The sequence below is a fragment of the Nocardia sp. NPDC055002 genome, from assembly GCF_053608825.1.
In genome coordinates this window covers 845,127-858,080 of sequence record NZ_JBSGWE010000003.1, presented here as the reverse complement: position 1 = coordinate 858,080, position 12,954 = coordinate 845,127, and the positions used below count along the sequence as shown (strand labels likewise).

Sequence of the window (12,954 nt, the reverse complement as noted above, 5' to 3'; positions counted from 1 at the left end):
CTGCCGCTACCTGCGCGTCAGGTCAGGACCAACCGGCCGGGTTGGACGCCGTTTCACGGGAGATGCCCGAGCCCGTGTCGGGGAAGGCGCCGAAGCGCTCATTGTGCAGGTGGGCGAAGAAATAGCACATCTGCTCGCATTCGGCGTCGGTGGTCGCGGCCTCCGGGTCGGAGCTGACGGCGTCGTAGTAGTCGCGGCCCATGGCCACGATGAATCCCCGGGCGTAGAGGAAGCCGTCGTCGGAGCCGTCGGTGACCGCCTGGAGGTCGGCGCGATCGATGTCGTAGAGCGCGCGTTCGGCGACGCGGTCGAGCGCGGTCAGTTCCGCGCTGCTGAAATCTGTTGACAGGGCGCTCAACTGCGTCAGAAAGGCGTCGAGTCGGCTGTCGAGGTCGTCTGCTGCCGACCGCAGGGCGGCGGACGGTTCGGTACCGGTGGCCGTCCAGGCCGACGCGATCAGATTCCAGAATCGGGAGATGTCTTCGGGGGTGCTCGTCACCTGCCGGACGGTACTGCTCGGGTCCGACACGGAGTGGGGTCCGAGGTCATCGATCAGGCACGCAGGAGGCGCTGGGCGAGGGCGGACAGACCGGCGGTGATCTGCTCGGGCGACAAGCCGCGGTCGCGTTGCTGGAGGTAGACCTCGGCGGCGAGTGGCGCGAGGACCGGATCGACCAGCGAATCCGGCTGTGACACACCGGCTTCGACCAGCAGCGACCGCACGTGCGCCGACCAGAACCCGTAGGCGCCGGTGGCGAAGCGGGCGCCGCCGATCTCCGCGCCGAGCACCAGATGAGCGTGGGCGGTGAGCAATTCGATCATCGCCGCGTAGAAGGCGGCCAGGCGATCGGCCGGGGCAGCGCCGGGGCCGAGCGGGGGTGCGCCGCGCAGGAGCTGTTCCTGGAGGGCGCGTTCGTGCTCGTCGAGGAGGGCGACGGCGATCGCGTTGCGGTCGGGGTAGCGGCGGTAGAGGGTGCCGCGGCCCACGCCCGCGGCCTTGGCGATGTCGTCCATGGTGACCGTGCGTGGGTCGCGAGTGGCGAAGAGGTCGGCGGCCGCCGCCAGTACTTTCGCGCGATTGCGGGCCGCGTCGGTGCGCTCGGTGGGTGGCTGCGCGTCCAGCGCCAAGCCGGTGATCAGGTCGGATCGTGGCTCCATGGGTCGACTGTAACCCGGCAACGATTATCTGGACAACATGTCCACTTGTGTTCTATCGTCGGGAGATCAACAAGTGGACATCATGTCCAGTTAGGAACCGTCATGACTCACCTGCTGCACCTCGATGCCAGCGCTCGCACGAACTCCCTCAGCCGCAAGCTGGGCGCCGAATTCGTCCGGGCCTGGCGCGACGCCGAACCCGGCGGCACCTACACCTATCGCGACCTCGCCGCCGAGCCGACGCCGTTCATCGACGAGGGCTGGACCGAACTGTGTGACGCCGTCCTCGCCGCCGGGGCCACCGACCTCGACCGGCTCCCGGAACTCGCCGTCACTCCCGCGGCGAAGGCCGCATGGCGGGTGGCCGAACCGCTGCTGGCGCAGGTGCTGGCCGCCGATGTGATCCTGATCGGCACACCGATGTACAACTACTCCGTCCCCGCCGCTCTCAAGGCATGGCTCGACCAGGTCACCTTTCCCCGAATGTCGCTGGGGGAACGCAGGTTCGTCGTGGTGACCGCCCGCGGCGGTGCGTACTCGCCCGGTGCGCCCAAAGCGGCGTTCGACTACCAGGAGCGCTTTCTGCGCGACTTCTTCGCCGGCCACTTCGCGGTCACCGACACGGTTTTCGTCAACGCCGAACTGGCCAATACCGTGCAGGATCCGAATCTGGCCCATCTGCGCGACGCTCACGAAGCCTCGCTCGCCGCCGCGCAGGCCGAAGTACGTTCGCTGGCAAAGGATTACGTGCGATGAGCTGGATAGTGCTCGGCCTGGCCGGGCTCGTCGAAATCGTCTGGTCACAAACCATCAAACCGACCGAGAACTTCACCAGACTCGGTCCGACCCTGCTCTGCGTCGCGCTCGGCTCCCTGGCGGTATATCTGCTCTCGCGCGCCATGCAGACCCTCCCGGTGGGCACCGCCTACGCGGTTTTCACCGGAATCGGCGCGCTCGGCGCGATCGGTCTCGGGGTGCTCGTGCACAAGGATCCGCTGAGCGCGGGCCGCGCGCTGGCGCTGTCGCTGATCCTCGGCGGCATCGTGCTCGCGCGGGTGACGAATCCTGAGTAACTCTGTCGCACACCCGATGCGAGGATCGGCCGGTCATGACCGGTAAGGTCGGCTGATGGACCAGCCAGTTCGCCCCCCGGACCTGTCCACGCGGCCACACGAGCTCACGGTCGAGCGCGTGATGAAAGCCCAGCCCAGCCTGCTCTACGCGGCCTGGACCCAAGGCTTGGATTTATGGCTGGCCGTTCCCGGATCGGTGCTGATGCGCCCCGCCGTCAACGAGCCCCTCTACTTCGACACCGGCTCGCCCGACAAGCGCAACCCCCATTACGGCCGCATTCTGCTGCTCGAGCCGAATCGGCGGATCGAATTCACCTGGGTCACCGCCGCCACCGACGGCGTGGAAACGGTGGTCGCCGCCGAATTCCTCAAACAACCACGCGGTATCCGCCTGCGTCTGCGCCACTCGGGTTTCCCCACCGCGGCGATCCGGGATCTGCACCAGCAGGTCTGGCCGGACAAACTCGAGCGTCTCGACGAAATCACCAGCGCCACCGTCTGAGGACCCGAGTAGGTTCGTCATCGCCACGCAATACAACTCGAACCGAAAGGATCGCGATGCCGACTCGCAGCGCACGCACACTCTGGTCAGGCGGACTGCAGGACGGGTCCGGGCAGGTCGAACTGGCCAGCTCGGGTGTGGGCAAGTTCGATGTGAGCTTCCCACGCCGGGCGGCCGACACGGCCGAGGGCACCAGCCCGGAGGAACTGATCGCGGCGGCCCACTCGTCGTGCTATTCGATGGCGCTGTCGGCGGAGATCGCCAATGCCGGTGGGACGCCGGAAAGCCTCGACGTCAACGCCGATGTCACCCTCGCGCCTGACCCGGCCGGTGGCTTCCAGATCAGCAAGATCAAGCTCACGGTGCGCGGGCGTGCCTCGGGGCTGGATGCCGACGGGTTCGCCGCGGCTGCCCTCGCGGCCAAGAACGGTTGCCCGGTGAGCAAGGCCCTCACCGGTGTGGCCGAGATCGAGCTGGACGCGGCACTGGCCTGAGCGGCGCTCGCCGTCACCGCTGGGTGAACCAGCGGTGCGCGGCGGGGGTGTACATGGCCGGGATCGCGAGGACGACGGCCAGGATGTGCACGGTCCGGCAGCCTGCCAGCACGGTCGAGCTGGGGGACATGCCGTCGAGCAGGGTCGCGTAATCGTCGGTCGACAGCACCACCGCCAGCGGCTCGATGATCAGCGAGACCAGGCCCACCACGCCGATGCCGACGGTCAGTAGCGCACGGGCCACCCGGCTGCCGTTCAGCATGTACAGGGCGACCCCGGCGACGGCCAGGTAGATGGCGAGCCGGGGCAGCAGACCCGTTGCGGTGGCGCCGAATTCATCGCCGCCACGAACGGCGCGCAACAGTCCCTCGGCGACCCCGGCCGCGAGCGCGGTGACGATCCCGCCGAAGGCGACATTCACGGCGCGGGGGCGAGTGCTGGAAACAAGAAAGGCAGTGCCGGTCATGACACCGACACTGCCGTTCTCAGCTGCTCGCGAGGATCACCCTGCGGTAGGAACCTTGTCCACTACCGGAGTGCTACGCCGCGAGGCGAATTCCGTGAGCGCGGCGAACGCCAGCCCCAAACTCACCCACAGCGTGGTGGTTTCGGCCAGCGAAGCCACCCGGAAGTTCCACAGGAGGGTGGCGGGGAAGTCGTCGGCCACCTCGTTCACGCCGGGCAGCAGCACGTAACCGACCGTGGTGACCACGACGAACGCGCCCACCCCGGCGATGAGTCGCAGCGTGTCCGACGCGGCGAGCGCACGGTAGGCCGCGACGGCGGCCGCGACGGCCAGCAGGCCGAGGACGACGGCAGCGACCCACAGCCAGGTGCGCTCGTTGATGGTGTCCGGATCGCCCACCGCGGGCGGGTTGGCCGGATACTTGAAGAACGGCACCGCGACGATCGCCGCCCACGCGAGAACCGCCGAGGTCAGCGACAATTGGGGGCCCGACAGGTTCGTGAACCGGCGAGCCACGTTCACCGCCGACGCGAACAACGCGCCGAACGCCATGCCCGCCAAGCCCAGCGCGAGGAACTGTCCCGCCTTCTGTCCCGACCGGCTGACCAGCGGTTCTTCCTCGTCGCCGTGGGAGTGGCCCTGCGGCTGCGCGGCTTCGTGGCCGTGCTCGGCCGGAGCGGCCGCGGCCTCTTCGATAGCGATCGCGGCGTCCACCTGGGGCTCGCCGACGAAGTAGCCCACTGTCGCGGCCAGCAGGCCGGCGATCAAGCCGGCCAGCAGGCCGCGCAACAGCAGGGTCTTGAGTGATCCGATCAGTGGCACGGAACACCCAGCAGGTGACGTCCGTCGTGCATCAGCTCGTGCAGGAACATCCCGCTACGCGAGACGGCCCCCTGGTCGAAACCGACCAGGTACAGGGCGAGCAGTGCAAGCAGGACGACACCGACCGTGACGAGCACGGTTGCGAGGGTGTCGAGACCGGTAGACCGGCTGGGTGAATGCGCGATAGCCATTCGGGTCCTCCTCTAGGGATACGCGTCCCACGGTTGAAGTGTGGTGCGAAGGTGCCGGTGTCTGGCTCTCCGGCACCGGGGACCCGGTACTTGGATACAGTGGCGCGACCGCTCCGGACTCACACCGGAATTACCGCGCACCCTCGCGGTGTTCCCTCGAACTGTGACAGCCGCGAGCCGTCCACGTCAATACACGTAACCGCATGTCCAGCGGAAACGCCGCTGTCAGGCCTTCGCGGGCACGTCGAGGACGACCTCGAACTCGAGCAGCGAGGCACCCGTCGACACCGGCTTGGGACGCTCGCCGTCACCACCGTTTCCGGCGTGCGCCGCACGGGCCGGACCGTCACGCCACGCGGCGAACGAATCCTCCGAATCCCATTGCGTCACCACGAAATACCGGTTGTCGCCGGCGACGGGGCGCAGCAACTGGAATCCGAGGAAACCGGGGGAGTTCTCCACCGCGCCGGCACGCGCGGCGAACCGCTTCTCCAGCTCGGGGCCCGCGCCCTCGGGAACTTCGATCGCATTGATCTTCACAACAGCCATGCAGACAGTATCTCTGCCGGCCGGCGCCGGGTGTTCGCGGCCCGCGAACTCGCCTTCGGCGACGTGACGTAGCTGGGGCAGTATCGGAGATGTGTTGTACGACGAAGGTGGGTCCGGGGTTCCGATTCTGCTGTTGCACGGGCTGATGGGGAGCGCGCGGACGTGGGCCGATCAGGTGCCGTGGTTGCGGGAGTTCGGGCATGTGTATGCGGTGGACGCCGCCGGGCACGGTCGGCCGGCGCCCGCCGAGCTCACGACGGAGGCGTTCGTGGCCGCCCTGGCCGAGCGCACCGCCGCGATCACCGAGCCGATGGTGATCGTCGGGCACTCGATGGGCGCGATCCACGGGTGGGTCTTCGCGGCGACCTGGCCCGAGCGGGTGCGCGCGATCGTCGTCGAGGACATCGCTCCCGATTTCACCGGCCGCACCGCCGCCCACTGGGCCGAGCTGATCCACTCCTGGCCGCAACCGTTCGCCGACGAGCAGGCGGTGCTCGACTTTTTCGGCCCGGTCGCGGGCACGTACTTCCTGCGCGCGTTCACCGCCGCGTCCGACGGCTACCGGCTACACGGCGAGGTGGACACCTTCCGCGCGATCTCCGAGGAGTGGGGCACGCGCGATTTCTGGACCGAATGGAAGTCGCTGCGGGTGCCCACGCTGCTCATCGAGGGTGAGCACACCATCACCCCGCCGGGGCAGATGCGGACGATGGCGCAGGTGCATCCCGATGCGGAGTATGTGCGCATCGCCGAGGCAGGCCACCTCGTGCACGACGAACAACCCGAGGCATACCGCGAACACGTCGGCCAGTTCCTGGAGCGCGTCACGAGGTGAGCCGGCCGGCGGTCGTCCCGCTCTCTCGGCACGTGCCGAGATCCGACATCACCCGGTGGGGCTTCCTTCGCCCGCGAGTGCGAACAGCCCATCGTCGGTCTGCTCGATCAGCCCGTCGACCAGCAGTGAGTCCAACGCTCGCGCACGCTGACCCGGATCGCGGGTCCATGCCAGGTCGAGGCGAATCCGCTCGACCGGGCCCGACGCGTCGCGCAGCACATCGAGCAGCCGCCCACGGGCCTGACGGTCGGTGCCCTCGTACTTCTGCACCTTCCGCACCACGTCGGCGGCCGGTTTGCCCGCCGTGACCCAGGCGCAGCTCGGCAGCGGGCAGCGGGCGCAGTCGGGGTTGCGGGCCGTGCACACCAGCGCGCCCAGTTCCATCAGGGCGGCCGAGAACCTCGCGGCTCGCGGCACCGGAACAGGGAGCAGCGCTTCGGTTTCGGCGAGATCGCGCGAGGACGGGTTGCCGGGCTCCCTGCCGTGGACCGCCCGAGCCACCACGCGCCGAACGTTCGTGTCCACCACGGGAACTCGCTGCCCGTAGGCGAAACAGGCCACCGCGCGAGCGGTGTACGCGCCGATGCCGGGCAGGCTCAGCAGCACGTCGACGTCGGCGGGGACCACGTCACCGTGTTCGGTCGCCAGCACCCGCGCGCACTCGTGCAGCCGCAACGCCCGCCGCGGATATCCCAGCTTGCCCCACGCCCGCAGCACCTCCGCTTGCGAGGACGCCGCCATCGCCGACGGCACCGGCCAGCGCGCCACCCATTCGCGCCAGATCGGCTCCACCCGCACCACCGGCGTCTGCTGGAGCATGATCTCGCTCATCAGGATGTGCCATGCGGTCGCGTCCGATTCGCGCCACGGCAGCGGGCGCGCCGTGTCGTCGAACCAGTCGAGCAGGGCCTGCGCGTCGATGCTCACTGTTCCCGTTTCCTCTGAGCCAGTCTCTCTTTGCCGACGCGTAACGTGGCGGACTCGCTGGTAACCAAGGGTCTGTGCACAATGGTCGGTATGCCTGGTTCCAATCCGATAAGCGCCTGGAAGTCGTTGCGCGAAGGCAATGAGCGCTTCGTCAACGACACCCTGCAGCATCCTAGCCAGGGTGCCGCGGACCGAGCCAAACTCGTCAAGGGCCAAAACCCCCACGCGATCCTGTTCGGCTGCGGTGATTCCCGCGTCGCCGCCGAGCTGATCTTCGACCAGGGGCTCGGCGACATGTTCGTGGTGCGCACAGCGGGCCACGTCGTGGACAGTTCGGTGCTCGGCTCGATCGAATACGGCGTCGAGGTGCTCAACGTGCCGCTGATCGTCGTCCTAGGGCACGACAGCTGCGGCGCCGTGAAGGCCACCATCGACGCTCTCGACGGCGGCGAGGTGCCCGGCGGGTTCATTCGCAGCGTGGTCGAGCGGGTGACCCCGTCGATCCTGGTCGGGCGACGCGAAGGGCTCACCTCGCTCGACGATCTCGAAGCGCGTCACGTGGTGGAGACCAGCAAGCTGCTCATGCAGCGCTCGATGATCATCTCCCAGCGCGTTGCCACTGGTCAGTGCGCTATCGCGAGCGTCACCTACAAGCTCGAAGACGGTCGCGTGCACCTGCGGCGCACTGTCGGCAATATCGGCGAGGTGGTCTGAACCGCCCGCTTCTCCCCGGTTCGGCCCCCGACACGCCGAGGTCATCGAGCGCGCCCCTGCGCGCTGCGCTTACCGTTGAGGCGTGCTGGAACCGAATGGACCGCTGTCACCGGAGATCTACTGGCGCCGCCGTGCACTCGCGATCGGCGTCATCGTCGTCGCGCTCGCGATCGTGATCTGGCTCGTCACCATGGTCGCGCGCGGTGGGGACTCGTCCGGCGCCGACAAGGCGGCCGCGAGCACGACCACGTCGGCGGAGTCGAGCGCGTCCGAGACGAGCTCGACGTCGAGTAGCGCGTCGACCACGCCCAGCAGTGGGTCGGTCACGCCCAGCGCGACGACGGCCGCCGCCGACCAGCCCGCGGCACAGCCGTGCTCGGACCAGTCGCTGGCGCTCAAGGTGACGGTCGGCCAGCCGACCTATCGGGTCGGCGACCAGCCCGCGTTCGGCACCGTGATCACCAACATCTCGTCCGCGGCCTGCTCGCGCGATCTCGGCGCGGGCCCACAGTTCCTCGTCTACACCCTCGACGGCCAGCGCAGGCTGTGGGCGAGCAACGACTGCAACCAGGACGATCCGGCGGAGATGAAGACGCTCAAGGCCGGTGAACAACTCTCCTACAAGGGCACCTGGTTCGGCACCACCTCGCAGCCGCAGTGCGCGGGTGACCGCCTTCAGGTGCCCGCGGGTGCGTACATGGTCGTGGCCCAGCTCGGTGCCGTTCGCAGCGCCGCGGAGCCGTTCAACCTCGCCTCTTGACGCCGCGCTCCCGCAGGCCGGGGGCATTGTGCGGGTGCGCCATAGGTCACATGTTCAAGATGGGTTGATTTGCAGCGTTCGCAAGATCGGCGGTGCCGTCAATGGACATTGGCGGAGCAATGGCGAACCGGCGCTGAATCAGCCGGTTGCCGGAGTTATTCCACCGCCACCACTTCGCGGGGTGCGCGGGATTTGCGGAGTTCGGCCAATCGCAGTGCCGATCGCAGATCCCCGACCTCGTGGATACGCATCGTGCCGGTCTTGATTTTCTCCGAACCGGGCGGAACGAGCGCGGTGGTGAACCCCAGCCGTTCGGCTTCGGCCAGGCGTCTGCCGAGCCCGGTGACCTTGCGAACCTCACCCGCCAGCCCGACCTCGCCGAGGATCACCCACCCCGCGGGCAGGGCGATGTCGGCCTCGGCGGAGGCGATGGCCAAGGCGATGGCCAGGTCGGCGGTCGGCTCGAGCAGGCGCATCCCGCCGACGGTCGCCGCGTACACGTCGTGCTTGCCGAGGAAGACCCGGCCCCGGCTCTGCAACACCGCCAGCACCATGGCGACGCGGTTGTAGTCCAGCCCGCTCACCGCCCGGCGTGGCTGCGGGATCTCGGTCTTGACGGTCAGCCCCTGCACCTCGGCCACCAGCGGCCGTTTGCCGTCCATCGCGACGGTCACCGCCGTGCCCGGCACGGTGTCGGTGCGATGGTGCAGGAACAACCCGGACGGATCGTCGACGCAGGCGATGCCGTCGTCGTGCAGTTCGAAGCAGCCCACCTCGTCGGCGCTGCCGAACCGGTTCTTGATGCCGCGAACCATGCGCAGCGACGAATTCTTGTCGCCCTCGAACTGCAGCACCACGTCCACCAGGTGTTCGAGCGTGCGCGGGCCTGCCACGTTCCCGTCCTTGGTGACGTGCCCGACCAGCAGCACCGCGATCCCGGTCGCCTTGGCCAGCGAGGTCAGCGCCGCGGTGACCGCGCGCACCTGGGTGACACCGCCGATCACCCCGTCCACCTCCGGTGCCAGCATGGTCTGCACGGAGTCGACGACCAGCAGCGTCGGCCGCACCTGCTCCACATGCCCGAGCACGATCGACAGATCCGATTCGGCCGCCAGGTACACGCGGTCGTGCACCGCACCCGTGCGATCGGCCCGCAGCCGCACCTGCCCGGCGGACTCCTCGGCGGTCACATACAGCGCGGTCTCCTCGCGCGCCGCTGCCCACCGGAACGCGACCTCGAGCAGCAGCGTCGACTTGCCGACTCCCGGCTCGCCGGACAGCAGCACCACCGACCCGGGCACCACACCGCCCCCGAGCACCCGATCGAGCTCGCTCACCCCCGTCGACCGCGCCTGCGTGACCTTGGCGTCGATCTGCGACAACGGCGCCGCCGCGGTACTCGGCAGCATCGCCCGCCGCCCCGGGGCCGCGCTGGAGGCCGAAACGGCCACCTCGTTCACCGTTCCCCAGGCACCGCAATCAGGGCACTTACCCACCCACTTGGACACCTCGTGCGTGCACGCGGAGCACCGGAAGACTGCTTTGGTCTTGGCCACACGCGCACCCTACGGACCCGGACCGACACAAAAAGGAAGAGCCGCCGCGAAGTTCGCGACGGCTCTTCCCTACGGCTGGTGTCAGTGACCGCCCGCGCCCTCGGGCGCCGGGCCGGACTTCTCGTTCTCGATGCGCGGGACGGCCGCGGCATCGACCGGGACCGACACCTGCACGGTGCCCGCGTCCTTGAAGTTGAAGGTGACGTTGTAGGTCAGGCCGGGAACGATGTCCTTGGACAGGCCCGTGATCTCGATCGTGGCCGGGGTCTTCACCGGATCGTTCGAGGGGATGTCGATGCCCGCGGCGGCGCTGGTCGGCGCGGCCGCGGAGGTGGTCGGCGCCGCCGAGGTGGCGCCGTGGTGATCGTCGGCCGCGGCGGGCTTGGTCTCGCCCGGTCCCACGACCACGGTCTGCTGCGGCTTCAGCACGAACTTGGGGTCGCCCGCGGGCCCGGTGATCTTGACCTGGCCCAGGTCGGTGCTCACGCTGGTCAGCTCGTCGGTGACGGTCTCGCTGTTGTTGATGATCGACATCGCGATCACCGCCTTGCCGCCCTTGTCGTGCTCGGCGGCGGCCTCCGGGTACACGATGTGCACGTTGCGCAGGGCGATGGCGCCGACGTTGGCGTGGTTGCCGTTGATCGCGGCGGCCTGCGTCGAGGTCTGGGTGTGCTGGCCGGCACTGCAGCCGGTCAGGGCGATGCCCGCGGCAGCGGCGAGCGCGGCAACCGTCACCATGCGACGTCGCGCCGAGTGGGCGGTCACAGCTTTCAGGGCAGTCACGGTTTGTCCTCCATGTCGACCGGGCTCACTCCGTCCACACGGGGATCGGAGGGTAGTAACTAGGCAGCGTAGTAGTTCACTTCGCGCGGGTGACGTTCGGGCTCGCGACGCGCGGGTGCGGAAGTAACAGTTCGGTGTCTCGAGGGGGTTTGCCGGATCGATGCCGGGATCGCCCTGTGCGATAACCTGTCGCTGTGCTGGTGGTTAACCCGTTCTGGCACAACACAATGCACAACAATTCTGGATTGTCAACCCCTGCGATGGCCTCGTTGTGGCCCTGACCTGCACAGTTGATCGCGCCGTTATCGAGTCGCATGTTAAACTGTGAACATCGAAAGGGGCACGGGACACATGATTTTTAAGGTCGGAGACACCGTCGTTTACCCCCACCACGGAGCGGCGCTGATCGAAGCAATCGAGACCCGCACCATCAAGGGTGTGCAGAAAGAGTATCTGGTCCTGAAGGTTGCGCAAGGCGACCTGACCGTTCGGGTTCCCGCAGAGAACGCTGAATACGTCGGCGTCCGTGACGTCGTCGGCCAAGAAGGTCTCGACCGCGTCTTCCAGGTGCTGCGCGCGCCACACACGGAGGAGCCGACCAACTGGTCCCGCCGTTACAAGGCCAACCTCGAGAAACTCGCCTCCGGCGATGTGAACAAGGTGGCCGAAGTGGTGCGTGACCTGTGGCGTCGTGAGCAGGACCGCGGCCTGTCCGCCGGTGAGAAGCGAATGCTCGCCAAGGCTCGTCAGATCCTCGTCGGTGAGCTCGCGCTCGCCGAGGGCACCGACGACGGCAAGGCCGAATCGCTGCTCGACGAGGTTCTCGCCGCGGCTTCCTAGAAACAAACAAACAAGTGCGACCTGTCGTAGCACTGGTCCCTGCCGCCGGTCGTGGCGTGCGTCTGGGTGAACCCACCCCGAAGGCGTTCGTCGCGGTCGGCGGCACACCTATGGTCCGGTTGGCCGTCGACGGTCTGATCGCCTCCGGTGCGGTGCACCGGGTTGTCGTGGTCGTGCCCGCCGAACTGGTCGAGGCCGCATCCGCGCTGCTGTCCACCACCACCTCGCTGACCGGCGGTTCGATGCCCCCTGTGCCGGTGCAGGTGGTGGTGGGCGGCGCCGAGCGCACCGATTCGGTGCGCGCGGGCATCGCCGCCGCGCCCGACGCCGCGTTCTATCTCGTGCACGATGCCGCACGAGCGCTCACACCACCGGAACTCATCGCACGGGTGGCCGCCGAGCTCCAGGCAGGCAGCCAGGCCGTGGTTCCCGCGTTGCCCGTCGTGGACACCGTGAAATCGGTCGACGACGCGGGCATCGTCACCGGGACCCCCGATCGCGCCCACCTGCGCGCCATCCAAACCCCCCAGGGCTTCGCCGCCGACCTGCTCCGCCGCGCCTACGCCACCGACGTCGGCGCCACCGACGACGCCGGTCTGGTCGAACGCCTCGGTGTCGCCGTGCACACGGTCCCCGGTGACCCACTGGCATTCAAGATCACCACCCCCCTCGACCTGCGCCTGGCCGAGGCGCTGCTGGCCGACGGCGGTCGGTCGCCTGCCGTCGGGCGTCCCGGCGTCGAGCAGGCGGTTGCCCGATGAGAGTCGGTATCGGCAGCGACGTACACCCCATCGAGCCGGGACGGCCCTGCTGGATGGCCGGTCTGCTGTTCCCGGACGCCGACGGCTGCGCGGGCCACTCCGACGGTGACGTCGCCGCCCACGCCCTCTGCGACGCCCTGCTCTCCGCCGCCGGCCTCGGCGACGTGGGCGCTGTCTTCGGCGTCGGCCGCCCCGAATGGGCCGGTGTCACCGGGGCCGCCATGCTCATCGAGGTCCGCAGGCTGCTGGCCGACGAAGGCTTCGAAGTCGTGAACGCCGCGGTGCAGGTCATCGGTAATCGCCCGAAGATCGGCCCCCGCCGCGCCGAAGCGCAAAAAGTGCTCGGCGAACTCCTCGACGCCCCCGTTTCGGTGTCGGGTACCACGACGGACGGTCTCGGTCTGACCGGTCGCGGCGAGGGTATCGCCGCCATCTCCACCTGTCTGATCGCAGCATGTTCGTAGCCCCGACGGGCCACTGAACCTTTCCTTCCGCGTATTGCTTTTCGCCGATTCGATCAGCC

19 protein-coding genes are annotated in these 12,954 nt (G+C 68.5%); 10 read left to right on the top strand and 9 right to left on the bottom strand.

Annotation, left to right across the window (positions count from 1 at the left end; translation table 11 throughout):
- Window positions 1-22 precede the first annotated feature (22 nt).
- On the bottom strand, window positions 23-499 hold the full coding sequence (locus ACWF99_RS16200; protein ID WP_378631550.1) for a DUF4240 domain-containing protein: 477 nt from the start codon (window positions 497-499) through the stop codon (window positions 23-25).
- 53 nt (window positions 500-552) lie between these two features.
- The gene (locus tag ACWF99_RS16195; RefSeq protein ID WP_378631551.1) at window positions 553-1,158 is read right to left on the bottom strand and encodes a TetR/AcrR family transcriptional regulator; all 606 of its coding nucleotides are present in this window, start codon (window positions 1,156-1,158) and stop codon (window positions 553-555) included.
- A gap of 102 nt (window positions 1,159-1,260) precedes the next feature.
- Here ACWF99_RS16195 and ACWF99_RS16190 point away from each other — a divergent pair, with 102 nt between their 5' ends.
- Genes ACWF99_RS16190 through ACWF99_RS16175 form a run of 4 tightly spaced genes read left to right on the top strand, consistent with a single transcriptional unit; the run spans window position 1,261 to window position 3,227 of the window.
- Entirely contained in the window at window positions 1,261-1,914 is a 654-nt protein-coding gene (locus ACWF99_RS16190) for an FMN-dependent NADH-azoreductase (RefSeq protein WP_452536488.1), read from the top strand.
- Entirely contained in the window at window positions 1,911-2,231 is a 321-nt protein-coding gene (locus tag ACWF99_RS16185; protein WP_378631554.1) for a DMT family transporter, read from the top strand. Before ACWF99_RS16190 ends, ACWF99_RS16185 begins: the two co-directional genes overlap by 4 nt.
- A 55-nt stretch (window positions 2,232-2,286) precedes the next feature.
- Window positions 2,287-2,733, top strand: a complete 447-nt coding sequence (locus ACWF99_RS16180) for an SRPBCC family protein (protein WP_378631556.1) — start codon at window positions 2,287-2,289, stop codon at window positions 2,731-2,733.
- A gap of 56 nt (window positions 2,734-2,789) precedes the next feature.
- A complete protein-coding gene (locus ACWF99_RS16175) occupies window positions 2,790-3,227 on the top strand; it encodes an OsmC family peroxiredoxin (RefSeq protein WP_378631557.1) in 438 nt (145 codons plus the stop codon).
- Window positions 3,228-3,240: 13 nt separating this feature from the next.
- On the opposite strand, the gene ACWF99_RS16170 is transcribed toward ACWF99_RS16175, so the two are convergent.
- The 4 genes from ACWF99_RS16170 to ACWF99_RS16155 form a co-directional block, all read right to left on the bottom strand.
- On the bottom strand, window positions 3,241-3,693 hold the full coding sequence (locus tag ACWF99_RS16170) for a hypothetical protein (RefSeq protein ID WP_378631559.1): 453 nt from the start codon (window positions 3,691-3,693) through the stop codon (window positions 3,241-3,243).
- A 36-nt stretch (window positions 3,694-3,729) separates the two neighbouring features.
- Window positions 3,730-4,515, bottom strand: coding sequence for a CbtA family protein (locus ACWF99_RS16165; protein ID WP_378663373.1), 786 nt, complete (start codon window positions 4,513-4,515; stop codon window positions 3,730-3,732).
- Window positions 4,506-4,706 (bottom strand): CbtB domain-containing protein, encoded by a 201-nt coding sequence (locus ACWF99_RS16160; protein ID WP_019044677.1) that lies wholly within the window; start codon window positions 4,704-4,706, stop codon window positions 4,506-4,508. Before ACWF99_RS16160 ends, ACWF99_RS16165 begins: the two co-directional genes overlap by 10 nt.
- A gap of 225 nt (window positions 4,707-4,931) precedes the next feature.
- Window positions 4,932-5,255 (bottom strand): antibiotic biosynthesis monooxygenase family protein, encoded by a 324-nt coding sequence (locus tag ACWF99_RS16155; protein ID WP_378631562.1) that lies wholly within the window; start codon window positions 5,253-5,255, stop codon window positions 4,932-4,934.
- Window positions 5,256-5,346: 91 nt separating this feature from the next.
- On the opposite strand from ACWF99_RS16155, the gene ACWF99_RS16150 reads away from it, so the two are divergent.
- Window positions 5,347-6,090, top strand: a complete 744-nt coding sequence (locus ACWF99_RS16150) for an alpha/beta fold hydrolase (protein WP_452536485.1) — start codon at window positions 5,347-5,349, stop codon at window positions 6,088-6,090.
- A gap of 48 nt (window positions 6,091-6,138) precedes the next feature.
- On the opposite strand, the gene ACWF99_RS16145 is transcribed toward ACWF99_RS16150, so the two are convergent.
- Window positions 6,139-7,017, bottom strand: a complete 879-nt coding sequence (locus tag ACWF99_RS16145; protein WP_452536483.1) for an A/G-specific adenine glycosylase — start codon at window positions 7,015-7,017, stop codon at window positions 6,139-6,141.
- 90 nt (window positions 7,018-7,107) lie between these two features.
- Between ACWF99_RS16145 and ACWF99_RS16140 the strand changes: the two genes are divergently transcribed.
- Window positions 7,108-7,731: a carbonic anhydrase gene (locus tag ACWF99_RS16140; RefSeq protein ID WP_056819369.1), complete on the top strand. Its 624-nt coding sequence runs from the start codon at window positions 7,108-7,110 to the stop codon at window positions 7,729-7,731.
- Window positions 7,732-7,813: 82 nt separating this feature from the next.
- Complete coding sequence (locus tag ACWF99_RS16135; protein ID WP_452536481.1) at window positions 7,814-8,491, top strand: hypothetical protein; 678 nt, start codon at window positions 7,814-7,816, stop codon at window positions 8,489-8,491.
- Between the two features lie 155 nt (window positions 8,492-8,646).
- On the opposite strand, the gene radA is transcribed toward ACWF99_RS16135, so the two are convergent.
- Both radA and ACWF99_RS16125 read right to left on the bottom strand, forming a co-directional pair.
- Window positions 8,647-10,047 (bottom strand): DNA repair protein RadA, encoded by a 1,401-nt coding sequence (gene radA / locus ACWF99_RS16130; protein ID WP_452536479.1) that lies wholly within the window; start codon window positions 10,045-10,047, stop codon window positions 8,647-8,649.
- Between the two features lie 81 nt (window positions 10,048-10,128).
- Window positions 10,129-10,830, bottom strand: coding sequence for a hypothetical protein (locus ACWF99_RS16125; protein WP_378631569.1), 702 nt, complete (start codon window positions 10,828-10,830; stop codon window positions 10,129-10,131).
- 351 nt (window positions 10,831-11,181) lie between these two features.
- Between ACWF99_RS16125 and carD the strand changes: the two genes are divergently transcribed.
- Genes carD through ispF form a run of 3 tightly spaced genes read left to right on the top strand, consistent with a single transcriptional unit; the run spans window position 11,182 to window position 12,895 of the window.
- On the top strand, window positions 11,182-11,670 hold the full coding sequence (gene carD / locus ACWF99_RS16120; protein WP_019044685.1) for an RNA polymerase-binding transcription factor CarD: 489 nt from the start codon (window positions 11,182-11,184) through the stop codon (window positions 11,668-11,670).
- A gap of 14 nt (window positions 11,671-11,684) precedes the next feature.
- Window positions 11,685-12,431 carry a 2-C-methyl-D-erythritol 4-phosphate cytidylyltransferase gene (ispD, locus tag ACWF99_RS16115; RefSeq protein ID WP_452536477.1) on the top strand — a complete coding sequence of 249 codons (747 nt, stop codon included), beginning with the start codon at window positions 11,685-11,687 and terminating at the stop codon, window positions 12,429-12,431.
- Entirely contained in the window at window positions 12,428-12,895 is a 468-nt protein-coding gene (gene ispF / locus ACWF99_RS16110; protein WP_378631571.1) for a 2-C-methyl-D-erythritol 2,4-cyclodiphosphate synthase, read from the top strand. Before ispD ends, ispF begins: the two co-directional genes overlap by 4 nt.
- The last annotated feature ends 59 nt before the right edge of the window (window positions 12,896-12,954 follow it).

Bases quoted from the DNA above. Each gene is read 5' to 3' on its own strand.
- ACWF99_RS16195 (WP_378631551.1), bottom strand. From the start codon at position 1,158: ATGGAGCCACGATCCGACCTGATCACCGGCTTGGCGCTGGACGCGCAG.
- ACWF99_RS16190 (WP_452536488.1), top strand. From the start codon at position 1,261: ATGACTCACCTGCTGCACCTCGATGCCAGCGCTCGCACGAACTCCCTC.
- ACWF99_RS16185 (WP_378631554.1), top strand. From the start codon at position 1,911: ATGAGCTGGATAGTGCTCGGCCTGGCCGGGCTCGTCGAAATCGTCTGG.
- ACWF99_RS16180 (WP_378631556.1), top strand. From the start codon at position 2,287: ATGGACCAGCCAGTTCGCCCCCCGGACCTGTCCACGCGGCCACACGAG.
- ACWF99_RS16175 (WP_378631557.1), top strand. From the start codon at position 2,790: ATGCCGACTCGCAGCGCACGCACACTCTGGTCAGGCGGACTGCAGGAC.
- ACWF99_RS16170 (WP_378631559.1), bottom strand. From the start codon at position 3,693: ATGACCGGCACTGCCTTTCTTGTTTCCAGCACTCGCCCCCGCGCCGTG.
- ACWF99_RS16160 (WP_019044677.1), bottom strand. From the start codon at position 4,706: ATGGCTATCGCGCATTCACCCAGCCGGTCTACCGGTCTCGACACCCTC.
- ACWF99_RS16155 (WP_378631562.1), bottom strand. From the start codon at position 5,255: ATGGCTGTTGTGAAGATCAATGCGATCGAAGTTCCCGAGGGCGCGGGC.
- ACWF99_RS16140 (WP_056819369.1), top strand. From the start codon at position 7,108: ATGCCTGGTTCCAATCCGATAAGCGCCTGGAAGTCGTTGCGCGAAGGC.
- carD (WP_019044685.1), top strand. From the start codon at position 11,182: ATGATTTTTAAGGTCGGAGACACCGTCGTTTACCCCCACCACGGAGCG.
- ispF (WP_378631571.1), top strand. From the start codon at position 12,428: ATGAGAGTCGGTATCGGCAGCGACGTACACCCCATCGAGCCGGGACGG.